This is a genomic window from Herbiconiux sp. UC225_62, from assembly GCF_042694625.1.
In the GTDB taxonomy this organism is placed as follows: domain Bacteria; phylum Actinomycetota; class Actinomycetes; order Actinomycetales; family Microbacteriaceae; genus Herbiconiux.
Map to the genome: position 1 here is coordinate 4,216,973 of NZ_CP170551.1, position 24,635 is coordinate 4,241,607.

Annotated in this window: 24 protein-coding genes; 8 read left to right on the forward strand and 16 right to left on the reverse strand. The window is 67.8% G+C overall.

The window, feature by feature from the left end:
• Positions 1–111 precede the first annotated feature (111 nt).
• The gene (locus tag ACFJGU_RS20535) at positions 112–510 is read right to left on the reverse strand and encodes a DUF3040 domain-containing protein (RefSeq protein ID WP_382306164.1); all 399 of its coding nucleotides are present in this window, start codon (positions 508–510) and stop codon (positions 112–114) included.
• A gap of 76 nt (positions 511–586) precedes the next feature.
• Between ACFJGU_RS20535 and ACFJGU_RS20540 the strand changes: the two genes are divergently transcribed.
• Entirely contained in the window at positions 587–1,696 is a 1,110-nt protein-coding gene (locus tag ACFJGU_RS20540) for a polyprenyl synthetase family protein (protein ID WP_382306166.1), read from the forward strand.
• A 24-nt stretch (positions 1,697–1,720) separates the two neighbouring features.
• On the opposite strand, the gene ACFJGU_RS20545 is transcribed toward ACFJGU_RS20540, so the two are convergent.
• Entirely contained in the window at positions 1,721–2,062 is a 342-nt protein-coding gene (locus ACFJGU_RS20545) for an Rv2175c family DNA-binding protein (protein WP_382306167.1), read from the reverse strand.
• A gap of 158 nt (positions 2,063–2,220) precedes the next feature.
• Between ACFJGU_RS20545 and pknB the strand changes: the two genes are divergently transcribed.
• A complete protein-coding gene (gene pknB, locus ACFJGU_RS20550; RefSeq protein ID WP_382310455.1) occupies positions 2,221–4,176 on the forward strand; it encodes a Stk1 family PASTA domain-containing Ser/Thr kinase in 1,956 nt (651 codons plus the stop codon).
• 77 nt (positions 4,177–4,253) lie between these two features.
• Here pknB and ACFJGU_RS20555 read toward each other — a convergent pair whose 3' ends face one another.
• The 3 genes from ACFJGU_RS20555 to ACFJGU_RS20565 form a co-directional block, all read right to left on the reverse strand.
• Positions 4,254–5,594, reverse strand: a complete 1,341-nt coding sequence (locus ACFJGU_RS20555) for a class II 3-deoxy-7-phosphoheptulonate synthase (RefSeq protein ID WP_382306168.1) — start codon at positions 5,592–5,594, stop codon at positions 4,254–4,256.
• Between the two features lie 72 nt (positions 5,595–5,666).
• Complete coding sequence (locus tag ACFJGU_RS20560) at positions 5,667–6,371, reverse strand: lysophospholipid acyltransferase family protein (RefSeq protein ID WP_382306170.1); 705 nt, start codon at positions 6,369–6,371, stop codon at positions 5,667–5,669.
• Between the two features lie 6 nt (positions 6,372–6,377).
• Positions 6,378–7,325, reverse strand: coding sequence for an ROK family glucokinase (locus ACFJGU_RS20565; protein WP_382306172.1), 948 nt, complete (start codon positions 7,323–7,325; stop codon positions 6,378–6,380).
• Between the two features lie 105 nt (positions 7,326–7,430).
• On the opposite strand from ACFJGU_RS20565, the gene ACFJGU_RS20570 reads away from it, so the two are divergent.
• A complete protein-coding gene (locus tag ACFJGU_RS20570; RefSeq protein WP_382306174.1) occupies positions 7,431–9,254 on the forward strand; it encodes an AMP-dependent synthetase/ligase in 1,824 nt (607 codons plus the stop codon).
• A gap of 75 nt (positions 9,255–9,329) precedes the next feature.
• Here the strand turns inward: ACFJGU_RS20570 and ACFJGU_RS20575 are convergent, their stop codons facing one another.
• The 4 genes from ACFJGU_RS20575 to ACFJGU_RS20590 all read right to left on the reverse strand — a co-directional run bounded on the left by ACFJGU_RS20575 (position 9,330) and on the right by ACFJGU_RS20590 (position 16,031).
• Positions 9,330–10,610, reverse strand: a complete 1,281-nt coding sequence (locus ACFJGU_RS20575) for a cell wall-binding repeat-containing protein (protein ID WP_382306176.1) — start codon at positions 10,608–10,610, stop codon at positions 9,330–9,332.
• A gap of 139 nt (positions 10,611–10,749) precedes the next feature.
• Positions 10,750–12,021, reverse strand: a complete 1,272-nt coding sequence (locus tag ACFJGU_RS20580) for a cell wall-binding repeat-containing protein (protein ID WP_382306177.1) — start codon at positions 12,019–12,021, stop codon at positions 10,750–10,752.
• A gap of 86 nt (positions 12,022–12,107) precedes the next feature.
• Positions 12,108–12,599 carry a peptide deformylase gene (locus tag ACFJGU_RS20585; RefSeq protein WP_382306179.1) on the reverse strand — a complete coding sequence of 164 codons (492 nt, stop codon included), beginning with the start codon at positions 12,597–12,599 and terminating at the stop codon, positions 12,108–12,110.
• A 27-nt stretch (positions 12,600–12,626) separates the two neighbouring features.
• The gene (locus ACFJGU_RS20590) at positions 12,627–16,031 is read right to left on the reverse strand and encodes a pyruvate carboxylase (RefSeq protein ID WP_382306181.1); all 3,405 of its coding nucleotides are present in this window, start codon (positions 16,029–16,031) and stop codon (positions 12,627–12,629) included.
• 75 nt (positions 16,032–16,106) lie between these two features.
• Here ACFJGU_RS20590 and ACFJGU_RS20595 point away from each other — a divergent pair, with 75 nt between their 5' ends.
• Positions 16,107–16,919, forward strand: coding sequence for a ParA family protein (locus ACFJGU_RS20595; protein ID WP_031282071.1), 813 nt, complete (start codon positions 16,107–16,109; stop codon positions 16,917–16,919).
• Here ACFJGU_RS20595 and ACFJGU_RS20600 read toward each other — a convergent pair.
• On the reverse strand, positions 16,916–17,401 hold the full coding sequence (locus ACFJGU_RS20600; RefSeq protein ID WP_382306183.1) for a MarR family winged helix-turn-helix transcriptional regulator: 486 nt from the start codon (positions 17,399–17,401) through the stop codon (positions 16,916–16,918). The genes ACFJGU_RS20595 and ACFJGU_RS20600 overlap by 4 nt on opposite strands.
• 81 nt (positions 17,402–17,482) lie before the next feature.
• On the opposite strand from ACFJGU_RS20600, the gene ACFJGU_RS20605 reads away from it, so the two are divergent.
• On the forward strand, positions 17,483–18,274 hold the full coding sequence (locus ACFJGU_RS20605) for an SDR family NAD(P)-dependent oxidoreductase (protein ID WP_382306185.1): 792 nt from the start codon (positions 17,483–17,485) through the stop codon (positions 18,272–18,274).
• Positions 18,275–18,280: 6 nt separating this feature from the next.
• Here ACFJGU_RS20605 and ACFJGU_RS20610 read toward each other — a convergent pair whose 3' ends face one another.
• The 3 genes from ACFJGU_RS20610 to ACFJGU_RS20620 all read right to left on the reverse strand — a co-directional run bounded on the left by ACFJGU_RS20610 (position 18,281) and on the right by ACFJGU_RS20620 (position 20,225).
• Entirely contained in the window at positions 18,281–18,829 is a 549-nt protein-coding gene (locus ACFJGU_RS20610) for a MerR family transcriptional regulator (protein ID WP_382306187.1), read from the reverse strand.
• 155 nt (positions 18,830–18,984) lie between these two features.
• On the reverse strand, positions 18,985–19,632 hold the full coding sequence (locus ACFJGU_RS20615) for a MerR family transcriptional regulator (RefSeq protein ID WP_382310457.1): 648 nt from the start codon (positions 19,630–19,632) through the stop codon (positions 18,985–18,987).
• A 110-nt stretch (positions 19,633–19,742) separates the two neighbouring features.
• The gene (locus tag ACFJGU_RS20620) at positions 19,743–20,225 is read right to left on the reverse strand and encodes an FHA domain-containing protein (RefSeq protein ID WP_092553877.1); all 483 of its coding nucleotides are present in this window, start codon (positions 20,223–20,225) and stop codon (positions 19,743–19,745) included.
• A gap of 98 nt (positions 20,226–20,323) precedes the next feature.
• On the opposite strand from ACFJGU_RS20620, the gene ACFJGU_RS20625 reads away from it, so the two are divergent.
• Positions 20,324–21,157 (forward strand): DUF1295 domain-containing protein, encoded by an 834-nt coding sequence (locus tag ACFJGU_RS20625; RefSeq protein ID WP_382306189.1) that lies wholly within the window; start codon positions 20,324–20,326, stop codon positions 21,155–21,157.
• Here the strand turns inward: ACFJGU_RS20625 and ACFJGU_RS20630 are convergent.
• Both ACFJGU_RS20630 and ACFJGU_RS20635 read right to left on the reverse strand, forming a co-directional pair.
• A complete protein-coding gene (locus ACFJGU_RS20630; protein ID WP_382306191.1) occupies positions 21,150–21,980 on the reverse strand; it encodes an aldo/keto reductase in 831 nt (276 codons plus the stop codon). The two genes, ACFJGU_RS20625 and ACFJGU_RS20630, sit on opposite strands and share 8 nt — an antisense overlap.
• Before the next feature lie 31 nt (positions 21,981–22,011).
• On the reverse strand, positions 22,012–22,443 hold the full coding sequence (locus tag ACFJGU_RS20635) for a pilus assembly protein CpaE (protein ID WP_382306193.1): 432 nt from the start codon (positions 22,441–22,443) through the stop codon (positions 22,012–22,014).
• A gap of 71 nt (positions 22,444–22,514) precedes the next feature.
• Here ACFJGU_RS20635 and ACFJGU_RS20640 point away from each other — a divergent pair, with 71 nt between their 5' ends.
• Both ACFJGU_RS20640 and ACFJGU_RS20645 read left to right on the forward strand, forming a co-directional pair.
• Positions 22,515–22,829 (forward strand): FAD-dependent oxidoreductase, encoded by a 315-nt coding sequence (locus ACFJGU_RS20640; protein ID WP_382306195.1) that lies wholly within the window; start codon positions 22,515–22,517, stop codon positions 22,827–22,829.
• Positions 22,826–23,965: a flavin monoamine oxidase family protein gene (locus ACFJGU_RS20645; protein ID WP_382306197.1), complete on the forward strand. Its 1,140-nt coding sequence runs from the start codon at positions 22,826–22,828 to the stop codon at positions 23,963–23,965. The genes ACFJGU_RS20640 and ACFJGU_RS20645 overlap by 4 nt, the downstream gene beginning before the upstream one ends.
• Here the strand turns inward: ACFJGU_RS20645 and ACFJGU_RS20650 are convergent.
• Positions 23,874–24,611 (reverse strand): Pr6Pr family membrane protein, encoded by a 738-nt coding sequence (locus ACFJGU_RS20650; protein ID WP_382306199.1) that lies wholly within the window; start codon positions 24,609–24,611, stop codon positions 23,874–23,876. The genes ACFJGU_RS20645 and ACFJGU_RS20650 overlap by 92 nt on opposite strands.
• Positions 24,612–24,635: the final 24 nt, after the last annotated feature.

Below are 24,635 nucleotides of genomic sequence, written 5' to 3' on the forward strand. Positions count from 1 at the left end.
TGGTGGAGGGAAATGGAGTGATCTCGCCCCGCCGGGGAGGGTTCAGGGCGAAAATGGGCACAAAAAAGACCGGCCCGAAGGCCGGTCTCTTTCAGGGGGAGGAAAGTGGGGTCACTCCTCGCGGTCGTCGCGACGCTCCCAGCGGTCATTGAGTCGATCCATGAAGCCCGACTTGTTGGAGGCGGAAGACGAACCCGAGGGGCGCGCGGCACCGGATGCGCCGGCGGAGGAAGCGGGAGCGCCTCGCCCGCGCTTGCTGCGGCGGAGGGCCAGCAGCACGCCGCCGAACATGGCGACGAAGCCCACCAGACCGATCCACGGCTGATGGAAGATCACGCCGCCGATGACGATGCCCAGGCCGAGGATTCCGACGAGGATTCCCAGCACGAGCGCGCCGTAGTTCAATCGGCCTCGGCCACCGCCGACCGCCGAGACGAAGTCGGCGTCGTTGTGGTAGAGGCTGCGCTCCATCTCATCGAGGAGTCTCTGTTCTTGCTCCGAAAGCGGCATCCTATTTCACCTCAGGCTCGGGACCGATGCGTGGTAGTGCTGATTGTAGTGCGCGCGGTCTGGCTAGGCTAGGCGAGTGATGGAAAGCCCGCGCCTAGTCAAACTCGTCGACGCACGAATCAACGAATTTCTCGCATCGCGTGATTCCATTCTCGTCCGCATCGCCCCGGAGCTCCGCCCGTTCGCCCGGTTCTCAAGGGATCTTCTCAGCGGCGGAAAGCGGTTCCGCGCGCAGTTCTGCTACTGGGGCTGGCGGGCCGTCTCCCCGGCCAACAACTCGACCACCGTTCCGGGTGAAGCAGAGCTCGACGCCTTGGTCGATCTGTGCGCCGGACTCGAGCTCTTCCACGCCGCGGCGCTCGTGCACGACGACATCATCGACAACTCCGACACCCGCCGCGGGATGCCCGCCGTGCACCGCCGTTTCGAGGCCCTGCACCACGAGGAGAACTGGCGCGGCGCCGGCCGCAGCTTCGGCGAAGGCAGCGCCATCCTGCTCGGCGACCTGCTGCTCGCCTGGAGCGACGAGCTCATCTCGCGGGCCGTGCTCGCCGCGCCGTCCCTGCAGACGCTGATCGCCGCCCGCGAAGCGGTCGACGTCATGCGCACCGAGGTCACCCTCGGCCAGTACCTCGACCTCCTCGAGGAGCGAGCGTGGGCCACCACCGATCCGGAGCGCTCCCTCGAGCGGGCCGAACGGGTCATCGTCTACAAGTCGGCGAAGTACAGCGTCGAGGCTCCGCTGCAGATCGGCGCCTCGCTCCGCGGCGCCTCCCCCGAGCAGCTCGAGAGCCTCCGCCGTTTCGGCCTGCCGCTCGGCATCGCCTTCCAGTTGCGCGACGACGTGCTGGGCGTCTTCGGCGACGCAGCCCGCACGGGCAAGCCGAGCGGCGACGACCTCCGCGAAGGCAAGCGCACGGTCCTGGTCTCCCTGACCCGCGCGAAGCTCGACAACTCGGCCCGCCGGCTCTTCGACGAATTGCTCGGCGATCCCGATCTCGACGACGCGCAGATCCGGATGCTGCAGCAGACCATGCGCGACACCGGCGCCGTCGCCGAGGTGGAGACGATGATCGGCGAGCGGGTGCGCGCCGCGCTCGGCGAACTCGAACGGGCGCCGATCGGCGACACCGCGCGCGCCGAGCTCGCGAGCCTGGCGCGCACCATCACCCAGCGCGAGACCTGAGAGCTCCGGCCGCGGCCGGAGACGTCAGAAGGCGAGCGCCTGCGCGACGCGACGGACCTCGGCCTTGCGGCCGGCCCGCAGCGCCTCGATCGGCGCGATGTCGAGCAGGTCGTTCGGATTCAGCAGCCACTCCACGATCTCGTCGTCGGTGTAGTGGTTGTCGGTCAGGAGGATGATCGTGCCCCGCAGTTCGGTGAGCGGTTCGCCGTCGCGGAGGAAGCTCGCCGGCACCGAGAGCACACCGTCGCGGCGAGTGCCGACCAGGTGACGGTCTTCGATCAGTCGCCGCACCTTGCTGGGGGTCAGGCCGAGCAGCTCGACGAGGTCGGGAACGGTCAGCCACTCGGTGGCGGGCAGATCAGTCACGCATACAGATTGCCACGCATCCTGGTCGACGCAACAATTCTCTTTCGTCACGAAAAGATAAAGATGGGTGTCGGAACCCCAACCACTCGGTGTCTATGCGGCTAAGTGGATACCGCGCTCCCTAAACTCGAAGCGTGACCACCGCACCACCTGACCCCATGATCGGACGTCTCATCGACGGCCGCTATCAGGTGCGTTCGCGGATCGCGCGCGGCGGCATGGCCACCGTGTATCTCGCCACCGATCTGCGGCTCGAACGCCAGGTGGCCATCAAGATCATGCACGGGCATCTGGCCGACGACGCGGTGTTCAAAGAACGCTTCGTGCAGGAGGCGCGCTCGGCCGCTCGGCTCGCACATCCCAACGTCGTGAACGTCTTCGACCAGGGGCAGGACAGCGACATGGCGTACCTCGTCATGGAGTACCTCCCGGGCATGACGCTCCGCGACCTGCTCAAAGATCGCGAACGGCTCACCACCGAGCAGACCGTCGACGTGATGGATGCGGTGCTCGGCGGGCTCGCCGCCGCGCACAAGGCCGGCATCGTGCACCGCGACCTCAAGCCCGAGAACGTCTTGCTGGCCGACGACGGCCGCATCAAGATCAGCGACTTCGGTCTCGCCCGGGCCGTCTCGGCCAACACGGCCACCGGGCAGGCGCTCCTCGGCACCATCGCCTACCTCTCCCCCGAGCTGCTCACCCGGGGAACGGCGGATGCCCGCAGCGACATCTACGCGGCCGGCATCATGATGTACGAGATGCTCGTGGGCGCGCAGCCCTACGTCGGCGAGCAGCCGATGGCCATCGCGTTCCAGCACGCCAACGACCCGATGCCGACGCCGAGCCACGCGAACCCGGCCGTCCCGGAGCAACTCGACGACCTGGTGCTCTGGGCTACGGCGAAAGAACCCGACGAGCGGCCGTCGGATGCGCGCGTCATGCTCGAGCGACTGCGCACGGCCGAGATCGAGATCGTGAGCGCGCGGCCCTCCTCCACCATGACCCAGCGCACCATGGTGCTGCCCCCCGACACCTTCGACGCCGACCTCGACCAGGCGCAGACCCAGGTGCTCGAGGCACGGCGCCGCACCGATCCCGTGCCCACCATCGCGCCCGACGACGCCACCTCGGCCACGACGGTCTACGGCGCGGTCACCACGCCGGGCGGCCCCAAGCCTCCCCAGGGTCCGAAGGACAAGCTGGCCCGCAAGGCCTCGTCGCGCCGCAAGCGCGGATTCTGGATCTTCGCCCTCGTGCTTGTGGTCGCGGCAGCGCTGGGCGGTGGCGCCTGGTACTTCGGCGCCGGTCCCGGCGCCCTCACCACGATCCCCCAGGTCGCCGGTCAACAGCCGGATGCCGCGGTCGCCACGCTGACCGCGCTCGGCCTCGAGGCCACGCAACAACAGCAGTCCGACCCCACGATCGCCGCCGGCACCGTGATCGGCACCGATCCGCCCGGCGACACCCAGGTGCGCAACGGCTCGGCGGTCACCGTGCTGGTGTCCAGCGGGCCCGCCATGCTTCCGGTCCCCGCACTCGCCGGGCTCGACGAGGCGAGCGCCAAAGCCGCGATCCAGCAGGCCGGATTCACCGCGGCCGACTCGCGGCAGCAGTTCAACGGCGACAACGAAGCGGGGATCGTGCTGAGCGCCCTCGGCGCCGACGGCAATCAGCTGGGCGCCGAGTACGGCGAGCAGCAGCCCATCACGCTCGTGGTCTCGGCCGGCCCGGTGCCGGATGTCGTCGGCCAGACCCTCGACGAGGCGAAGGCGACCTTGGCCGCCGTCGGTCTCACCGGCGTCGAGGGCTCGCAGGACTTCAGCGACACCGTTCCGGAGGGACAGGTGTACGAGGCGATCTACTCGACCGACCCCGTCGTTCCCGGCGATTCCGTCACGCTCAACGTCTCGCGCGGCCCGGCCCCCGTCGCCGTTCCCGATGTCGTGGGGCAGACCTGGGACAAGGCGAAGCAGACCCTCCTCGACGCCGGGTTCTCGCTCGACTACAACTTCGGTGCCGACCTGGCTCCCGGCCTCGTGCGGGTGACCGGCACGAATCCCTCGCCCGGAACCATGGTGCCCAAGGGCTCCACCCTCACCGTCTCGTTCGTGTAGAACGGCAGAAGGCTCCGATCCTCGTGGATCGGAGCCTTCTGCTTGGGCGGCCGCCCGCTGTTCTTACGGAACGGCGGTCATCGCCCGCCGTTGGTCGCGACGAGCTCCTCGGCCACGAGGAACGCCAGTTCGAGCGACTGCATGTGGTTGAGGCGCGGGTCGCAGAGCGACTCGTAGCGGGTGGCCAGGGTGGCCTCGTCGATGTGCTCCGAGCCGCCGAGGCACTCGGTCACGTCGTCGCCGGTGAGTTCCACGTGGATGCCGCCCGGGTGGGTTCCCACCGCGCGGTGCGCCTCGAAGAAGCCCTTGACCTCGTCGACCACGTCGTCGAAACGACGGGTCTTGTAGCCGTTCGGCGTGGTGAGGCCGTTGCCGTGCATCGGGTCGGTGACCCACAGCGGCTTGGCATCCGACGCCTTGATGGCCTCCAGGAGCGGCGGAAGAGCGTCGCGGATCTTGCCGGCGCCCATCCGGGTGATGAAGGTCAATCGGCCCGGCTCCCGGTCGGGGTCGAGCTTGTCGATCAGCCGCAGCATGTCGTCCGGAGTCGTCGACGGCCCGAGCTTGACGCCCAGCGGGTTGCGAACACGCGACAGGAAGTCGACGTGCGCGCCGTCGAGGTCGCGCGTGCGCTCCCCGATCCACACGAAGTGGCTCGAGGTGTTGTAGGGCAGGCCGGTGCGCGAGTCGATCCGCGTCATCGGGCGCTCGTAGTCGAACAGCAACGCCTCGTGACTGACGAAGAACTCCGTGCGCTTCAGCGCCTCGAAGTCGGCGCCGCACGCCACCATGAACTTCACGGCCCGATCGATCTCACCGGCGAGCTGCTCGTAGCGCACGTTCGCCGGGTTCGAGGTGAAGCCCTTGTTCCAGGTGTGCACCTGACGGAGGTCGGCGAAGCCGCCCTGCGTGAAGGCCCGGATGAGGTTCAGGGTCGAGGCGGCCACGTGGTAGCCGTCGAGCATGCGGTTCGGGTTCGCGGTACGCGACTCCGGGGTGAAGTCGTAGCCGTTCACGATGTCGCCGCGGTAGGCCGGCAGGGTGACGCCGTCGCGCGTCTCCGTGTCGCTCGAGCGGGGCTTGGCGAACTGGCCCGCCATCCGTCCCATCTTGATGACGGGCATGGAGGCGCCGTAGGTCAGCACGACGGCCATCTGCAGCACCGTCTTGACGCGATCCTTGATCTGGTCGGCCGTGGCGCCCGCGAAGGTCTCCGCACAGTCACCGCCCTGGAGCAGGAAGGCCTGCCCGTTGGCGGCCGCGGCGAGGCGGTCGCGCAGGTTGTCGACCTCACCGGCGAACACCAGCGGAGGGAAGGAGGCGAGGTCGCGCGAGACGGCTTCGACCGCGTTCTGATCGGGCCACTCCGGCTGTTGCTTCACCGGAAGGGTTCGCCAATAGTCCAGACCCGCAATCACCGATTCATCCGCTTCGACGATTTGCTCTGTTGGATCTACCACTGGTTCGTTTCCCGTATCTGTTTGGTGTCTCTACTTGCTGGAGACAGGCCGCGCGACGGTCGCGCGTTTATCCTTTACCGAAGTCGCATACACGTCGGCGTATTCCTGGCCGCCTAGGCGGTGGAGCTCGTACATGATCTCGTCGGTCACGGAGCGAAGGATGAACCGGTCGGATTCCAATCCCTCGAACCTAGAGAAATCTAACGGCTCGCCGATGATGATGCCAATCCTCCGGATCTTGGGGATCTTCGATCCGATCGGCATCACCTTCTCGGTGTCGATCATCGCGACCGGGATGATCGGAACGTGGGCTTCGAGCACCATCCGGGCCACTCCTGTGCGGCCCCGGTAGAGCTTCGCGTCAGGACTGCGGGTGCCCTCCGGGTAGATGCCGAGCAGGTCGCCGCGACCCAGCACCTTGAGCCCGGTGTTGAGCGAGGCCTCGGAGGCCTTGCCGCCGGAGCGGTCGATGGGCAACTGACCGGAGGCGATGAAGAACAGCCGCACCAGCCATCCCTTGATGCCCTTGCCGGTGAAGTACTCGCTCTTGGCCAGGAAGGAGACCTGCCGGTCGACCACGACAGGCAGGAACACCGAGTCGCTGAACGAGAGGTGGTTCGAGGCGAGGATGGCGGCACCCTTGGCCGGGATGTTCTCGAGACCGATCACCCAGGGGCGGAAGAACGTCTTGAGCACCGGGGCGACCAGGAGGTACTTCGCGAGGAAATAGAACATCGGGCCTCAGATCGTCTCGGCGTAGCTGCGGGCGAGATCGGCGGCCCCGACCACGCCGGCGTCGTTGACGAGCTCGGCGATGCGGAACTCCGGCTCCGGGTGGTAGCCCCGGGCGGGGAGCGTCTCGAGGAAAGCCGAGCGGATCGGGTCGAGCAGCACGTCGCCCGACTGCGCGACTCCCCCACCGATCACGAAGAGTTGCGGGTCAAGCACCGCGGCGAGGCTGGCGCAGGCCTGACCCAGCCAGGTGCCGAGGGTGCGGAGCGCCGAAAGGGCGCCCGGGTCGCCGATGGTGACCAGCTCCGAGATGTCCTGCCCGGTCAGCACACCGTTGCGGGAGCGCACGGAGGCGAGCACCTGGCCGATCCCGCCCGCGTCGGCGAGCTCGTTGGCCATGCGGAGGAGCGCGCGACCGGAGCCGTACTGTTCGATGCAGCCGTGGGCGCCGCAGCCGCAGGGCAGGCCGTTCGGCACCACGCGGAGGTGACCGAGTTCGGCACCGGCGCCGAATCCGCCGCGGAACAGGCGGTCACCGCTCACGATCGCTCCGCCGACGCCGGTGCCGATGGTGAGGATGACCATGTCGCTGACCAGACGCCCGGCACCGAAGCGGAACTCGGCCCAGCCCGCGGCGTTCGCGTCGTTCTCGATGATGATCGGCAGGTCGAGGCGCTTCTCGAGCTTCTCGCGGAAGGGCTCCTCGCGCCAGTTGATGTTGGGGGCGTAGTAGACGGTCGACTGCGACGCGTCGATGAACCCGGCCGCAGCCACGCCGACGGCGGCGATCTCCTCGCCCTGGGAGAGGTGCTTGACCATCTCGACCACCGTGTCTTCGATCACCTGAGGCTCCGACGCGGAGGTCGGGCGGCGATCGTGCGCCACGATGGTGCCCAGTTCGTCGACCACGGCACCGGCGATCTTCGTGCCACCGATGTCGATTCCGATGGCGCGCATGCGAGGTGGTTCCTTCCGCCGGGGTGTCATCGCATCCAGGGAAGCCCCGGATGCACCAAGTAGAGTGTAGATGAGTTGCACTCGACCGGTACCAAAGGAGTTGCCGTGGACCAGTATTACGTTCCCCCCGTCGTCACAGCAGACCCCGACGCGAACGCGAGCGACCTGCTCATCGAGCGGGCCCGCCTCACCCCCGACGGACCGCTCTTCGCGGTTCCCGAGGGCTCCGGATGGCGCGACATCACCGCCGCCGAGTTCCTCGCGCAGGTGCGTGCCATCGCGAAGGGCCTGATCGGTTCCGGCATCCAGCCCGGCGACAAGATCGGCCTGATGTGCAAGACCCGCTACGAGTGGACGCTCATCGACTTCGCCACCTGGTTCGCCGGTGCCGTGCTGGTGCCGGTCTACGAGACCTCCGCACCCGCTCAGGTGCAGTGGAACCTCAGCGATTCGGGTGCGGTGGCCGTCATCGTCGAGACCGCCGACCATTTCGCGCGCTTCGACGAGGTGCACGCCGATCTTCCCCTGGTCACCCAGGTGTGGCAGGTGGATCTGGGCGACCTCGACAAGCTCGCCGCCGCGGGCGTGGACGTCTCCGACGAGGAGCTCGAGCGCCGGCGCACACTGGCCAAGGGCTCCGACCTCGCGACCCTCATCTACACCTCGGGCACCACCGGGCGGCCGAAGGGCTGCATCCTGACCCACTCGAACTTCGTGGAGCTCTCGCGCAACGCCGCCGTCGCCATGAAGGATGTCGTGCAGCCGGGCGCCTCGACGTTGTTGTTCATCACCACGGCGCACGTCTTCGCGCGGTTCATCGCGGTGCTGAGCGTGCACGCGGGCGTGAAGGTGGGCCACCAGGCCGACACGAAGCAGCTGCTGCCGGCGCTGGGGTCGTTCAAGCCCACCTTCCTGCTCGCGGTTCCTCGGGTGTTCGAGAAGGTCTACAACTCGTCGGAGCAGAAAGCCGAGACCGGTGGCCGCGGCAAGATCTTCCGCCAGGCCGCGGCGGTCGCGGTCGAGCACTCCGAGGCGCTCGACGCCGGCAAGGTGCCCCTCGGGCTCAGGATCAAGTTCGCGCTCTTCGACCGCCTCGTCTATTCGAAGTTGCGCACCGCGCTCGGCGGCAACGTGAAGTACGCGGTGTCGGGTTCGGCTCCCCTCGGCCACCGGCTGGGCCACTTCTATCGCAGCCTCGGCGTGAAGATTCTCGAGGGCTACGGCCTCACCGAGACCACAGCACCCGCGACGGTCAACCTCACCGACAAGTTCAAGATCGGCACGGTCGGACCGGCGCTCCCCGGTGTGGGCATCAAGATCGCCGAAGACGGCGAGATCTGGGTGAAGGGCGTCAACGTCTTCGGTGGCTACTGGCAGAACGAGGCCGCGACCGCCGAGGTGATGGACGGCGAGTGGTTCAAGACCGGCGACATCGGTTCGCTCGACGACGAGGGCTTCCTCACCATCACCGGCCGCAAGAAGGAGATCATCGTCACCGCCGGTGGCAAGAACGTGGCTCCGGCCGTGCTCGAAGACCCGATCCGGGCCAACCCTCTGGTGGGTCAGGTTGTCGTCGTGGGTGACCAGAAGCCGTTCATCGCAGCGCTCATCACGCTCGACGCCGAGATGTTGCCGGTCTGGCTGGGCAACAACGGCCAGCCCGCCACGCTCACGCTCGCCGAGGCGGCCGAGAACCCCGCGGTGCTCGCCGAGATCCAGCGGGCCGTGGATGCCGCGAACGCGCTGGTCTCGCGGGCCGAGTCCATCCGCAAGTTCGTGGTGCTCTCCAGCGACTTCACGGAGGCGAGCGGGCACCTCACGCCGAAGCTCACCATCAAGCGCAACGTCATCGTGAAGGACTTCGCATCGACCATCGAGGGTATCTACAACGCGGCTCCGGCCACCGAGGGCCAGTCCCTGGTGCACTGACCGTTCGCCGACTCGGACCACACACGAAGAAGGGGCTCGCCAGTGCGGCGGGCCCCTTCTCGTTCAGGAGGATGCTCAGCAGGGCTTGAGCGCCTCCACCGCGGCGGTGAGGGTGTTCGCGCCTCCCAGCACCACGATCTTCGACGGCTGGATGCGCACGATCTCCTGCAGCACCGCACCGGGGACGCAGTCGGTGTGCGCCAGGTACACCGGGTTGTGTCCGGCACCGGCCACGGGTGCCGCGCTGAGCGCGTCGGGGAACGTGCTGCCGCTGGCGAGGTAGACCGTGTCTGCGGTTCCGAACACCTCATTGTTGATCGACACCGCGACGTCGAAGCGGTCGGCACCGCCGTTGCGGGTGACCGGGTAGAGCGTGGAGATGTCGTGCTCAAGCGCCGCGCTCACCGATGCGGGGCCTCCGGCGATGCTCACCTGGTCCGCGCCGAGGCCGTCGAGAACGTGCTTCTCGGAATCGCTCAGCACGGTCTTCGATCCATCGACGAGGAGGACGGCACCGCCGCGGGCGATGGCAGCGGGAGAAGCGGACAGCGCATCCGGGAAGTTGCCCCCGTTCGCCACCGAGAGCCAGTCGGTGTGACCGGCGCCGACGGACGGGTTCGACAACAGGGAGCGAGACACGTCATAGCGATCTGCGCCGCCGATGCGCGTCACAGTCGCCCCGGGGAAGTCCTTCACCAATCCCTGCTCGACGGCCGGCGCCACGGAGGCCGGTCCGCCGACGACGACGATCTGGTGCGGCTGAAGGCGCGTGATTTCGGCCTTCGTTCCCGGGGTCATCGCGTTCGCCGGGGTCAAGAGGAGGGCGGAACTCCGCAAGCCGGCGACCGAGCCGGCGCTCAGGGCATCCGTGAACTTCTCACCGCTCGCCACATAGACGATGTTCGACGTCTGGAACGACGCGTGCGCCAAGGCATCGGCCTGGGCGTAGCGGTCGGCGCCTCCGATACGCGAGGTCGTGGGCGTGGGGAACACGGCCATCGAACACGCGATCGACACGGGATTGCCGGAGATCGTCGCGGTCACGGTGAAGTTCGCGATGCCGCTCGCGGTCGGAGTGCCCGAGTAAGCGAACCGCAGGTGCGCGGTCTCGTCGCCCGTGAGCGCCACTCCGGCAGGAAGCGATCCCTCCGATATCGCGACGTGAGCGGAAGGATCGTTGTAGTCCAGCGCGAACGTCCTCGGAAGGGAGATTCCCTGGGTGGCGACGGTGGGCGGGCACACCGGGTTCGAGGGCGCAATCGCCTGGGCGGCGGGCGCTGCTGCAAGCAGCAAAGCCGCAGAGACGACCAGTGAAGCAGCGGCAGCGCCGCCCAGGGACAGGAATCGGGATCGCATGAAGACCGCTTTCGTCAGGAAGAAGGGGTACCTACAGACTCACAGCCGCCTGATGGCCTCTGTTATGAGTAATCCCTACCCAAAACGAAGATCCGCCCCACGAGAGGATCGTGGGGCGGATCGACGAATCAGGTCTGTGTCAGCAGGCCTTCAGTTGCTCGACGCCGGCGCCGAGGGTGTTGAGGCCGCCGAGCACGACGATCTCGGTGGGTTCGAGCCGCACCACTTCCTGCAGCACCGAGGCCGGCACGCAGTTCTGCTGCACGAGGTAGATGGGGTCGGCGGCCTCGCCGGCAACGGGAGCCGCGCTCAGGGCATCAGGGAACACGAGACCGCTGGCGAGGTACATCGTGGACGCCGTGCTGAATTCCTGGTTGATCGCGACGGCGGCCTCGAACCGGTCGGCGCCACTGGCGCGGGTGACCACGAATGGCGTGTCGAGCGCGGTCTGCAGAGCCTGACTGACCGAGGCAGTGCCTCCCACGATCTGGATGTTCGACGCCCCGATCCCATCGAGCAACGCGGTCTCGGCTGCAGTGGGCTTCGTCTCGGCGCCGTTCACGAGCAGCACCGGGGCGTTCTTTGTGACGGCGGCGGGTGAGGCAGCCAAGGCATCCGGGAAGTTGGCTCCCGACGCCAGATAGACCCAGCTCGACTCGGGCACCCCGACGTCGGCATCCCCGATGAGATTGCGCGACACCTCGTAGCGGTCGACGCCGCCGATCCGCTTCACCGCGACGCCGGGCACGGCTGCCTTCAGCGTCGCCAGAACACCGTCCGCCACAGAGGCCGCGCCCCCGACCACCACGATCGTCTTGGGCTTGAGGCGCACGATCTCCGCCTGAGTGCCGCCGGGCAGAGCACCGGCGCTCGTGAGGAGCAGCGGGGCACCGTGCACACCCGCGACCGATCCGGCGCTGAGTGCGTCGGCGAACTTCTCTCCACTCGCCACGTAGATCGTCTCGGCCTCGGTAAACGACGCCTTGGAGATCTGCACCGCCTGGTCATACCGGTCGCTGCCCTTGATGCGGCTGACGGCCGGCGTGGCCGACACGACCATGGTGCAGTCGATCGTCTTCGCCGGCAGGTCTTCGAACGTGGCCTTGACGGTGAAGGTCGATGTTCCGGTTGCCGTCGGCGTGCCCTCGAACTGATACGGCACCCGTTTGGCGACGTCACCGGTCAGGGTCACTCCGGCGGGGAGCACACCGGCCGAGATCGACACGGTAGCGCTCTTGTCGTAGCGGTCGAGGGCCGGCGTCGCCGCGAGGGGGATGCCGCGCACCGCCTTGGCGGGCGGACACACCGGGTTGTAGACCTCGATGGCGGAGGCCGGACTGGCAGCCAGGAGGGAGCCGGCGAGCGCGACGAGTGCGAGCGCACCGACGCCGGAAAGGAGGGAGGGTTTCACGACAGGTTCTTTTCTGATGATGGCAAGGACGGGTATCCATCCATCGTCAGAGCGAACCGGCTCCGGTGGTTATGGGTACTTGCTACTCAGAACCAGGAGGACTCGCGCACCTGGCGCATGGCCTCGCGCCGGGAGGGCTTGTCGAGGCGGTCGAGGTAGAGCAGGCCGTCGAGATGATCGGTCTCGTGCTGCAGCGCCTGGGCGAGTACGCCGGTGCCCGAGACCTCGATCTCGTTGCCGTCGAGATCGATGCCGCGGGCACGGGCGAACGGATACCGTGACGTCTTGAACCAGAGGTCCGGAACCGAGAGGCACCCCTCGTCGATCAGCTCGGGCTCCCCCGACACCTCGACCAGCACGGGGTTCAGGATGTACCCGACCTCGCCGTCGACGTTGTAGCTGAACGCCCGCAGGTTCACGCCGATCTGCGACGCGGCGACGCCGGCTCGCCCCGGCACCTGCACGCTGTCGAGGAGGTCGGCGACGAGCGAGCGCACGCGGTCGTCGATCTCGTCGATCGGATCGGACACGGTCTTCAAGACGGGATCGCCGAAGAGACGGATCTCACGAACGGTCACAGTAGGGGTGCTTCTCTCAGTTCAGGATCAGGAGGGAGTGACGACGACGATGAGGTCGCCGGCCTCCACCTGCTGGGTCTTCGGGATGGCGAGCCGGGTCACGACACCGGCGACCGGCGTGGTGATCGCGGCCTCCATCTTCATGGCCTCGATCGAGGCGACGGCCTCGCCCGCGGAGACGGTGGCGCCCTCCTCGACCTTCAGGGTGACGACACCGGAGAACGGGGCAGGAACCTGGCCGGGCTTGGAGCCGTCGGCCTTCTCCGCCGCCTTGCTCTCGACCTTCACCGAGCGGTCGCGCACGTTGACCGGGCGGAGCTGCCCGTTCAGCGTGGTCATGACCGTGCGCATGCCCTTGGCGTCGACCTCGCCGATCGCCTCGAGACCCACGAACAGGCGCACGCCCTTGTCGATCTCGACCACGTGCTCCACACCCTGGGTGAGGCCGTAGAGGTAGTCGACGGTGTCGACCACGGAGAGGTCTCCGAAGAGTTCGCGCATCTGCTCGAACTGGCGCGTCGGAGCCGGGAAGAGCAGCCGGTTCAGGGTGGCGCGACGTTCGAGGGCGTCGCCGTTCAGGGCCTCGCGGTCCTCGTCGGTGATCGGCGTGACGCCGATCTTGACGTTCTTGCCCTCGAGCACCTTCGTGCGGAACGGCTCCGGCCATCCGCCCGGCAGCTCGCCGAGCTCACCGGCCATGAAGCCGATCACGGAGTCGGGGATGTCGTACTTCTGCGGGTTCTGCTCGAAATCGACCGGATCGGCCCGCACCGCGGCGAGATGCAACGCGAGGTCGCCGACCACCTTCGACGACGGGGTGACCTTCGGGATGCGGCCGAGGATCTTGTTCGCCGCCGCGTAGAGGTCTTCGATCAGCTCGAAGTCGTCGGCGAGGCCGAGCGCGATGGCCTGCTGGCGCAGGTTCGACAGCTGGCCGCCCGGGATCTCGTGGTGGTAGACGCGACCGGTGGGACCGGGCAGGCCGGACTCGAACGGGCGGTAGACCTGCCGCACGGCCTCCCAGTAGGGCTCGAGGTCGGACACGGCCTGGAGCGAGAGCCCGGTGTCGCGCTGCGTGTGCGCGAGGGCGGCGACCAGGGCGGAGGCGCTGGGCTGCGACGTGGTGCCCGCCATCGGAGCGGATGCGACATCCACGGCGTCGGCACCGGCCTGCGATGCGGCCAGGAGCGTCGCCAGCTGGCCGCCGACGGTGTCGTGCGTGTGCACGTGCACCGGGAGGTCGAAGTTCTCCCGGAACGCCGCCACGAGCTTCGCAGCGGCCGTAGGGCGCAACAGGCCCGCCATGTCCTTGATGGCGAGGATGTGTGCACCCGACGCCACGATCTGCTCGGCCAGCTTGAGGTAGTAGTCGAGCGTGTAGAGGTCTTCGGCCGGGTCGAGCAGGTCGCCGGTGTAGCACACCGCCACCTCCGCGATCGTGGTGCCGGTGGCCAGCACCGAGTCGATCGCCGGGCGCATCTGTTCGACGTCGTTGAGCGCGTCGAAGATGCGGAAGATGTCGACACCCGTGGATGCCGCCTCCTTCACGAACGCGTCCGTCACCTCGGTCGGATACGGGGTGTAGCCGACCGTGTTGCGACCGCGGAGCAGCATCTGGATGGCCACGTTCGGCAGCGCCTCACGCAGCGTGGCGAGCCGCTCCCACGGGTCCTCGCCGAGGAAGCGCAGCGCCACGTCGTAGGTGGCACCGCCCCAGGCCTCGACCGAGAGGAGCTCGGGCGTCATCCGGGCGACATACGGCGCCACGGCCACGAGATCGCGGGTGCGGACGCGGGTCGCGAGCAGCGACTGGTGCGCGTCGCGCATCGTCGTCTCCGTGACGGCCAGGGCGGTCTGCGCGCGGAGGTCGGCGGCGAAGCCGGCCGGGCCGAGCTCGAGCAGCCGCTGACGCGATCCGTTGGGCACCGGCGTGGAGAGGTCGATCTTGGGCAGCTTGTGGGCCGGCTCCACGGTTCCCACGCGCTGGCCGTTCGGCTGGTTCACCGTGACATCCGAGAGCCAGTTCAGGATCTTCGTGCCGCGGTCCTTCGACTGGTGACCGCCGAGCAGCTGCGGCCGCTCCTCGATGAAGCTCGTCGACAGATCGCCGGCGATGAAGTCGGGGTCGTCGAGCACGCCCTGCAGGAACGGGATGTTCGTGGACACACCGCGGATGCGGAACTCGGCCAGCGCACGACGCGCCCGCCGCACCGCGGCCGGGAAGTCGCGACCCCGGCAGGTCATCTTCGCGAGCATCGAGTCGAAGTGGGGGGAGATCTGCGCGCCCACGTCGACGGTGCCGCCATCCAGACGCACGCCCGCGCCACCCGGCGAGCGGTAGGCGGCGATCTTGCCCGTGTCGGGCCGGAAGCCGGCCGTCGGGTCTTCGGTGGTGATGCGGCACTGCAGGGCCGCGCCGTGCAGCACGATATCCTCCTGGTGCAGGCCGATCTCGTCGAAGGTCATGCCCGACGCGATCATCATCTGCGACTGCACGAGGTCGACATCCGTGACCTCCTCGGTCACCGTGTGCTCGACCTGGATGCGCGGGTTCATCTCGATGAACACGTGGGTGCCCGCGCGCGGACCGACCGTGTCGACCAGGAACTCCACCGTTCCCGCGTTCACGTAGCCGATCGACTTCGCGAACTTGATCGCGTCGGAGTGCAGGGCCTCACGCAACTCGTCGCTGATGTTCGGCGCCGGCGCGATCTCCACGACCTTCTGATTGCGGCGCTGCACCGAGCAGTCCCGCTCGAACAGGTGCAGCGTCTCCCCCGCACCGTCGGCCAGGATCTGCACCTCGATGTGCCGCGGCCGCAGCACCGCCTGCTCCAGGAACATCGTCGGGTCGCCGAACGCGCTGTCGGCCTCCCGCATCGCCGCCTCGAGGGCGCCGCGCAACTCTTCCGGGGTCTCGACGCGGCGCATCCCGCGCCCGCCGCCGCCCGCGACGGCCTTCGCGAAGATCGGGAACCCGATCTCCTCCGCACCCGCCAGCAGCTCCTCGATGTCGCGCGTGGCCGGCGTCGACTTCAGCACCGGCACCCCCGCCGCGATCGCGTGCTCCTTCGCCGTGACCTTGTTGCCCGCCATCTCGAGCACGTGCTCGCCCGGACCGATGAACGTGATCCCGTTCTCCGCCGCCGCCTTCGCGAGCTCCGGGTTCTCCGACAGGAACCCGTAACCCGGGTAGATCGCGTCGGCACCCGCTTCCTTCGCCACCCGGATGATCTCCGACACATCGAGATAGGCGCGCACCGGATGCCCGACCTCCCCGATCTGATACGCCTCATCGGCCTTCAGACGGTGCATCGAGTTGCGGTCCTCATAAGGGAACACCGCGACCGTCTTCGCACCGAGCTCATAAGCGGCCCGGAACGCCCGGATCGCGATCTCACCGCGGTTGGCAACCAGAATCTTCTTGAACATCGAGACCTTTCGGGCGCATGCGCGTACAGCGAACAGTTAGGTTCTCTAAGCCTAGTGAAGGTAACGTAGTCGATTGTGCATGTACTCAGCGTCTCTTCCCTCAAGGGAGGTGTGGGCAAAACCACAGTGACGCTCGGGCTCGCCTCCGCTGCGTTCGCCAAGGGATTGCGTACCCTCGTCGTCGACCTCGATCCGCAGTCCGACGTGTCGACCGGTATGGACATCCGTGTCGCCGGTCATCTCAACGTCGCCGACGTGCTCGCGTCTCCGAAGGAGAAGGTCGTTCGTGCGGCCATCGCTCCCTCGGGATGGACGAAGGATCGCGGCGGCAAGATCGACGTGCTCATCGGCAGCCCCTCGGCACTGAACTTCGACGGGCCGCACCCCTCGATCCGCGACATCTGGAAGCTCGAGGAGGCCCTGGCCACCGTCGAGACCGAATACGATCTCGTGCTCATCGACTGCGCCCCGTCTCTGAACGCGCTCACGCGCACCGCCTGGGCGGCATCCGACCGCGTCTCCGTGGTCACCGAGCCCGGCCTCTTCTCCGTCGCCGCCGCCGACCGCGCACTACGCGCCATCGAGGAGATCCGCCGCGGACTCTCCCCCCGTCTTCAGCCGCTCGGCATCATCGTGAACCGCGTGCGGTCGCAGTCGCTCGAGCACCAGTTCCGCATCAAGGAGCTGCGCGACATGTTCGGCCCGCTGGTGCTCTCGCCCCAGCTGCCCGAGCGCACCTCGCTGCAGCAGGCCCAGGGCGCGGCGAAACCGCTGCACGTCTGGCCCGGCGAAGGCGCGCAGGAGATGGCGCGCAACTTCGACCTGCTGCTCGAGCGCGTGATGCGCACCGGGCGCGTGGGCGAATACGCCGACGTCACCAAGGCCTAGTTCGCCGACCACTCCCCGTCGTCGCGGATCGACCGGAGGATGCGCCGGCTGATCTCCCGGAGCTGCTTCTTCTGTGCGGTCGTCAGCGGGTCGAGCACCAAGCGGTGCACCGTCTCGACGTGGCCCGGCGTCGCCCGTTCGTACGCCCCCTGACCCTCCGCCGTGAGAGTGGCCAAGGTGTAGCGGCCGTCGGACGGATCGGTTGCGCGCCGCACCCAACCGCGCGACTCCAGTCGTGCGACGGCACGGGAGAGTCGCGACAGCGAGCTGTTCGCGTAGCCGGCGAGCACGCTCATGCGCAGGGTCAGATCCGGCGCGTCGGCGAGGGCGTAGAGGATGCCGTACTCGAAGTGCGTGAGCTCCGAGTCGTGCAGCAGCTGGGTGTCCAGAGCCGACGGGAGCCACTCGAGCACCGTCGCCAGGGTGGCCCAGGTCTGCAGGTCATCGCCCCGGAGAGCCGTGCGGTCGGTGTCATCCGTCATGCCGCCAGACTACCAGTGTGACTTGACTGAGCAAGTCATCATGCTACCGTTTCACGTGACTGAGCAAGTGAATGGAGAGACATGGATCTCGAGTTGAGTGGAAGACGCGCCTTCGTGAGCGGATCGACGCAGGGTATCGGCTACGCCGTCGCGAAGGCACTCCTCGCCGAAGGGGCGACCGTCGTCGTCAATGGGCGCCGTGACGAGACCGTGCAGGGCGCGGTACGACGTCTGAAGGCCGAGAACCCCGGAGCGGCGGTCTCGGGAATCGCTGCCGACTTCGGCCGGCCTGCCGAAGTCGCCCGATTGCTGGAACGCATAGGCGAGGTCGACATCCTGGTGAACAATGTCGGGATCTTCGAGGTCGCCGCCTTCGACGACATCCCTGACGACGACTGGCAGCGTTACTTCGACGTCAACGTGATGAGCGGCGTGCGGCTCGCACGGTACGCGCTCCCCCGCATGCTGTCCGAGAACTGGGGCCGCATCATCTTCATCGGCACCGAGTCGGCGGTGAATGTTCCGGCCGACATGCTGCACTACGGCACGACCAAGGCCGCGATGCTCGCCCTCAGCAACGGTCTGGCGAAGCTCACGAGGGGAACGAAGGTGACGGTGAACACCATCCTCGGCGGGCCGACCTACTCCGAGGGCGTCGCGCGGGCCGTCGAGCAGATCTCCGAGGCGCAGGGCATGCCGACCGACGACCTGAAGGCCGCGATCATCGGAGGCAACCAGACCTCGCTCCTGCAGCGCTTCATCGATCCGAGCGAGATCGCGAACCTCGCGGTCTACCTGGCCAGTCCGGTCTCATCGGCCACGCACGGCGCGGCCCTCCGAGCCGACGGCGGAGTCCTCACCACGACGCTCTAGTGCTGGCTAAACGGCTTTGCGAGCGGCGCGGCGGGCTGCGAGTTCGTCCGTGGGGTCGAGAACGACGGAGTCGAGTTCGACCAAGCTGTTCTCGACCTCGCGGAGCACCTTGCCCACGGCGATGCCGAACACACCCTGCCCGCGGCTCACGAGGTCGATGACCTCGTCGTTCGAGGTGCAGAGGTAGACGCTCGCGCCGTCGCTCATGAGCGTGGTCTGAGCAAGGTCGTTGATGCCGGATTCGCGCAGCTGGTTGATGGCCGTGCGGATCTGCTGCAGCGAGATCCCCGTGTCGAGCAAGCGCTTCACGAGCTTCAGGACGAGGATGTCGCGGAACCCGTAGAGACGCTGCGACCCCGAACCGGCTGCTCCGCGCACGGTGGGCTCGACCAGCGCGGTGCGCGCCCAGTAGTCGAGCTGGCGGTAGGTGATCCCCGCGGCGCGCGCGGCGACGGCCCCACGATATCCGCTCGCGTCATCGAGGTCGGGAAGACCATCGGTGAACAGGAGCCCGAGATCGTAGCGCGAATCGTCGTCCTGGATCAACTCGCTCATCAGCGCCTTCCATCGTCCGGGGCATCCGGTACTCGTCTTGTGCTTACCCCACGCTATCGATGCTGACTCCGCGGGGCAACGACATCACCACTTCGGCGCGCGGCGTGTCGCGCGCCGACCGGATCGTTATCGACGATCGGCCGCGCCGTTCCGGGCTAGGGCGCGATGCGACCCAACGCCGAGCGGATCAGACTGGATCTCACGATCTCGAGCTGACCGGCGATCTCCATCGCCAATTCGGCGACCTTGGCGCGGCTCGAAGGGTCGCGCCGTCGGGCCACCGGCATCAGGGCGCTCTCGATCAGGCCGAGCTCGCGTTCGGTGGCTTGACGGAACCCGCGCAGGTGTCGCGGCTCGATTCCGCTGCGCTGCAACTCGACGAGAGCCTTCAGCACCACGAGCGAATCCTCGCCGTAGGAGTCGGCCGGGGTCAGCACGGAGGCGGAGAAGGCATCCTGGACCAGCATCGGCGTGGCGCCCGCTTCGCGGGTCAGGTCGTCGCGGCTCAGCCGGCGGCCGGTCTGCAGGATCGACGCGCCGCCTGGGAGGGCCGAACCGGGCATCGGCGGGTTGAGCCCGGCGTCGACGTCGGCCAGGTAGTCCTTGATGACGGCCAGCGGCAGGTAGCAGTCGCGCTGCATCGTGAGGATGAGGCGCAGCCGACTCAGGTCGTTCTGCGAGAACTTGCGGTAGCCCGACTGGGTACGGGCCGGATGCACCAGCCCGCGCTCCTCGAGGAAGCGCAACTTCGACGGGGTGAGGTCGGGGAACTCAGCGGTGAGCTTCGACAGCACCTGCCCGATGCCGAGGAGCTGCGACGAGGCACCGGATGCGGAGGCACTCGACGGGGAGGAGGAACGCGCGGAGCGCCCTTCAGAGGACCGGCGCTCGGAAGGCTGGACTGCGGCCGCCACTACTCTCCCGCTGCGGTGACCACGTCGATACGCGACGGGTAGAACGTGAGGCGGAACTTGCCGATCTGCACCTCGGCGCCGTCGTCGAGCAGCGCGTCGTCGACGCGCACACCCTCGACGTACGTTCCGTTCAGCGAACCGAGGTCGCGCACCTGGAAGGTGTGCCCGTGGCGGGAGAACTCCGCGTGGCGACGAGAGACAGTCACGTCGTCGAGGAAGATGTCGGCGTTCGGGTGACGGCCCACGGTGCTGACGTTCGTGTCGAGCAGGAAGCGCGCGCCGGAGTTCGGTCCGCGCCGCACGATCAGCAGAGCGGAACCCGACGGCAGGGCCGCGATCGACTCCAGCTCCTCACTGGTGACGCCGCCCTCGAGGGCGGCGAGCTGCGCCGCGAACTCACCGGTGAGCGACAACGTGGTGTCGCCGGTCGTGGTGGGCACGGGGATGCTCGTCGTGTGTTCGATGTTCGCGTCGTTCGTCATCCGGCTGCCCTCCTTGCTTCGACCAGCGTAGCCGATCGCGGCCACTCGCCAACCGGGAATTGCCCCTGGGAATGCCGAGCGCGCCCTACACTTTTCCCATGGCTCCGTTGATTGCTTCGATCTGGGTGTTCGCTGCGATCTGCCTGGCGGTCTGGGTCGCCTCCCTGATCACGCGGGAGTACTCCTGGGTCGACCGGATCTGGTCGGTCATCCCCATCGTCTACGTCTGGATCTTCGCCGGAGCGGCCGGGTTCGCCGACCTGCGACTCGATCTTCTGGCGGTGGCGGTCACCCTGTGGGGCGCGCGCCTCACCTTCAACTTCTCCCGCAAGGGCGGCTACGCGCCGGGCGGGGAGGACTACCGGTGGGCCGTTCTGCGGGCACGGATGAAGCCGTGGCAGTTCCAGGTCTTCAACCTTTTCTTCATCACGATCTACCAGAACGTCATCCTGCTGCTCATCACGCTGCCGGCGTTCATGATGTTCGAGCACCGGGCCACACCGTTCGGCCTGCTCGACGCCCTGTTGTTCGTGATCTTCCTGGCCTTCCTCGTCGGTGAGACCGTGGCCGACCAGCAGCAGTGGAACTTCCACCAGTGGAAGAAGCGGGAGACCGCGGCGGGCAGGGATGCGCGACCGCGCTTCCTGCAGACCGGGCTCTTCCGCTACTCCCGCCATCCGAATTTCTTCTTCGAACAGGCGCAGTGGTGGGTCGTCTTCTTCATCGGCGCGACCGCCGCGGGCACCGTCTTCCAGTGGACCGTGGCCGGCGCTGTCCTGCTGACTCTCCTGTTCATCGGCTCGACCGTCTTCACCGAGAGCATCACGCTGTCGAAGTACCCGGAATACGCCGACTACAAGAAGCGCACGTCGGCCCTCATCCCCTGGTTCCCGGGGAAGAAGGCCGACGCGCAGCTGCCTCAGGTCAGTTGACCTCGAGCGGGTGACCGCCGTTGCGGCCGTCTTCGCCGCGGTCGAGGGTCGCGATGGTCGCGATCTCGGCCGAACTCAGCTCGAAGTCGAAGATGTCGAAGTTCTCCGCCATCCGATCCTTGTTGTTGCTCTTCGGGATGACGATGTTCCCGATCTGGGTGTGCCAGCGCAGGATCGTCTGCGGCACCGACTTGCCGTGCGCGGCGGCGATGCCGGCGAGTTCCTCGGACTGGTTGATCTTGCCCTGGCCGAGCGGGCCCCAGGCCTCGATGGCGATGCCCTGCTCGGCTGCGAAGGCGCGCAGCTCGGCCTGCTGGAAATCGACGTGCAGCTCGACCTGGTCGACCGCGGGCACCACTCCGGTCTCGGCGATCAGGCGCTCGAGGTGGTCGATCGTGAAGTTCGAGACGCCGATCGCCTTCGCGCGGCCGGATTCCTGGATCTCGATCAACGAGCGCCACGCCTCGACGAAGGTGTCCTTCTCCGGCGTCGGCCAATGGATGAGGTAGAGGTCGACGTAGTCGGTGCGGAGGCGAGCGAGGCTCTTCTCGAAGGCTTCCTGCGCGTTCGTCTGGTCGGAGTTCCAGAGCTTCGTGGTGATGAAGAGGTCTTCGCGGGCGATGCCCGACTCGTGCACGGCGTGCCCCACGCCTTCTTCGTTCTGGTAGATCTTCGCGGTGTCGAGGTGACGGTAGCCCACGTCGAGCGCGTCGCGCACGATGCGGTTGGTCTTGTCCGGGTCGACCCGGAACACTCCGAAGCCGAGCTGGGGAATCTCGGTCCCGTTGTTCAGCGTGACGGTGGGAACGGCGTTTTCAGTCATTCGACAAGCCTATTCCTCCCCTCCCGAACCGCTAATCGTCTTCGGTGACCAGACTCTGAACGATGAGGTCGAGTACGGCTTCCCCGTAGGCGTCCGCGGCGGTGAGCGCTTCATATCCCCGCCGGACGCCGCGGATGACCGCAGCCACCACGAAGAGCGCTTCTCCCCCGTCGCGGTCGACCGTGAGGGACTGGAAGCCGTCGCGGAGGAGTTCGCGGAGCTGATCCTCCCGCGGCAGCCACAGGGTGTCGGAGACGTCGACGGAGTCGAGGGCCCACTCGGTGGTGCCGTTGAACCCGATCAGCTGCCCCGACGGGAAGTCGTGCACCTCGACGGTCATCTCCGCGACGGTGAACACGTCGCCGCCGGCCTCGGAGGTCTCGATGACGAAGCTGTCGCCCGAGCGCGGATGCCAGCGGAGACCGGCGGTGCGGAGGGCGCGGGCGAGCTCGATGGAGATCATCAGCCCATCATTCCAGCGTTCGGAGCACGGCACCGGGGCAGATCGGCAGATCGTTGGCTAACGTGGAGGTAATGGCTATCGAGCGACGGACCTTCCTGGCTGGGGCGATCTCGGTCGCCTCGCTCGCCGCGCTCGCGGCCTGCACGCCGCCGAAGCCGATCCCGCCGACGGCGACCGTCACCACGACCCCCACCCCACCCTCGCTCGTACCGCGGCCGGCATCCTTCCTGCGCAGCGCCTGGGCCACCGATCCGTATTCGCTCGGGTCGTTCAGCATGACCCCGGTGGGCGCCACCCCCGCCGACCGCGCGACGCTGCGCGACACGGTGGCGGATCGGGTGTTCTTCGCCGGCGAGGCCGCGTCGAGCGAGTTCCCGGCACCGTGATCGGTGCCGAAGCCTCCGGGACGGCCGTCGCCGGGCGCGTGTCCGCCCTCGCCCGGCCCGAAGAGCGGATCGCCGTGATCGGCGCCGGGCTGGCCGGCGCGACCGCTGCCCGCGCCCTCGCCGACTCCGGCTTCGACGTGGTGGTGGTGGAGGCCCGCGATCGCGTCGGTGGCCGGATCGACACGCGGGACGACGGAGCCTGGCCCTTCCCGGTGGAGCTCGGCGCGGCATCCGTCGCCGGCGACACGCTCGACCGACTGCTGCAGGCCAGTGCCGTCGGCACCATCTCGCTCGACGCCACCCGGGAGACGCGCACCCTCGACGGGGTGGTCGTGCCGCCCTCGACCGTGGGGCCCGATGCCGTCACCACCGCCGTCGACTGGGCCCGGGCACAGCCGACCGACAACTCCCTGGCGAGCGCGCTCTCCGCCTCGGGGGCATCGACTCTCTCCACCACCCCGTCGCCCGACGGGGTCTCGCCGAGCGATGAGCTCGCCCACTACCTCGAAACCGCGATCGCCAGCGAATACGGCGCGAACTCCTTCCGTCTCTCGGCCAGCTACGGCCTCGACCGCGCCGGCCTCGCCGCCGGCAGCGCGCTCGTGGTGGGCGGGCTCGAGACCGTGGTGGAGGACGCGCTCGACGACCTCGACGTGCTGCTGTCGAGCATCGTCATCCGGATCGCCTACGACGACGACGGCGTGAGCCTGCGACTCGGCACCGGAGAGTCGCTCTCGGTGGATCGGGTGGTGGTGACCGTGCCGATCGGGGTGTTGCAATCCGGCACCATCGAGTTCGCACCTGCCCTGCCCGAGGCCACGACGGCGTCGATCGAGGCCCTCGGAATGGGCACCCTCGAACAGCTCTGGCTCCGGTTCGACGAGCCGTTCTGGTCGACCGAGGCCACGGTGCTCTCGGTGGTCGACGAGACCTCCGAGATCGCGGAGTGGATCAACCTGCTGCCGGCGACCGGTCAACCGATCCTGGTAGGCCTCACCGCGGCGGAGGACGTGCCCGTGACGCTCAAGCAGAGCGACGACGAGTTCATCGAGGCGGCGCTGCGGACACTCGTTCCGTTCGTCGACGAGACGCTCTCGACCGCAACGCCCTCGCCGACCCCGACAGTCGTGCCCTGAGTCGCGCATCGGCTCGTTCGCTGAGTGGGAGCAGCGGATGCAGGCGGCTGAGTGCCACGAGACCCGCCTGGATGCCGGCGAACAAGCCGATCGCGATGCCGCAGTAGAGGGCGAACTCGGCCGGGCCGCTCACCTGATCGGGGTCGAGGAAGAAGTAGGGGTACCACCGCACGATCGACCCGCGGATGAGCGTGAAAACGCCCCAGACCACGGGAAAGGCCAACACGATCCCGACCGTGCGCCAACGGATGCGCACACGCCCGACCCCGAGGATCCAGTCCAGCAGGACGTAGGCCGGTATCCAGAAATGCAGGATCTGACTCGACCACGGCACGTCGATGCGGTAGTGATGGCTGCCGGCCTGCGACACGATCAGACCGAAGACGACGCCCGACACGATGACGTAGGTCGTGACGAGGGCCCGGACGCTCACCAGGAACGGCCCGGCCCGACGCCCCAGGAGCAGCAAAATACCCGAGGTGCCGAGCACGATCACGTTCACCAGATTGGACTGGAAGGTGAAGTAGCTGAAGTAGTTGATGGTGGAGAAAGTGCTGAAACCGAGCACGTAGTCGAAGTCGAAGATCAGTGCGACCGCGCCGAGCACGGCCACCGCGAGGCGCACGAGACCGAAAGCACGTCGCACGCGGGCTCCGATCGTCTGCTCCTG

What these genes read in the sequence shown, in the direction of transcription:
- ACFJGU_RS20565 (WP_382306172.1), bottom strand. Translation starts at nt 7,325, where the DNA reads ATGCGCGCCATCGGAATCGACATCGGTGGCACGAAGATCGCCGGTGCC.
- ACFJGU_RS20605 (WP_382306185.1), top strand. Translation starts at nt 17,483, where the DNA reads ATGGATCTCGAGTTGAGTGGAAGACGCGCCTTCGTGAGCGGATCGACG.
- ACFJGU_RS20575 (WP_382306176.1), bottom strand. Translation starts at nt 10,610, where the DNA reads ATGCGATCCCGATTCCTGTCCCTGGGCGGCGCTGCCGCTGCTTCACTG.
- ACFJGU_RS20590 (WP_382306181.1), bottom strand. Translation starts at nt 16,031, where the DNA reads ATGTTCAAGAAGATTCTGGTTGCCAACCGCGGTGAGATCGCGATCCGG.
- ACFJGU_RS20620 (WP_092553877.1), bottom strand. Translation starts at nt 20,225, where the DNA reads ATGACGAACGACGCGAACATCGAACACACGACGAGCATCCCCGTGCCC.
- pknB (WP_382310455.1), top strand. Translation starts at nt 2,221, where the DNA reads ATGATCGGACGTCTCATCGACGGCCGCTATCAGGTGCGTTCGCGGATC.
- ACFJGU_RS20625 (WP_382306189.1), top strand. Translation starts at nt 20,324, where the DNA reads ATGGCTCCGTTGATTGCTTCGATCTGGGTGTTCGCTGCGATCTGCCTG.
- ACFJGU_RS20535 (WP_382306164.1), bottom strand. Translation starts at nt 510, where the DNA reads ATGCCGCTTTCGGAGCAAGAACAGAGACTCCTCGATGAGATGGAGCGC.
- ACFJGU_RS20560 (WP_382306170.1), bottom strand. Translation starts at nt 6,371, where the DNA reads ATGTTCTATTTCCTCGCGAAGTACCTCCTGGTCGCCCCGGTGCTCAAG.
- ACFJGU_RS20630 (WP_382306191.1), bottom strand. Translation starts at nt 21,980, where the DNA reads ATGACTGAAAACGCCGTTCCCACCGTCACGCTGAACAACGGGACCGAG.
- ACFJGU_RS20635 (WP_382306193.1), bottom strand. Translation starts at nt 22,443, where the DNA reads ATGATCTCCATCGAGCTCGCCCGCGCCCTCCGCACCGCCGGTCTCCGC.
- ACFJGU_RS20610 (WP_382306187.1), bottom strand. Translation starts at nt 18,829, where the DNA reads ATGAGCGAGTTGATCCAGGACGACGATTCGCGCTACGATCTCGGGCTC.
- ACFJGU_RS20640 (WP_382306195.1), top strand. Translation starts at nt 22,515, where the DNA reads ATGGCTATCGAGCGACGGACCTTCCTGGCTGGGGCGATCTCGGTCGCC.
- ACFJGU_RS20600 (WP_382306183.1), bottom strand. Translation starts at nt 17,401, where the DNA reads ATGACGGATGACACCGACCGCACGGCTCTCCGGGGCGATGACCTGCAG.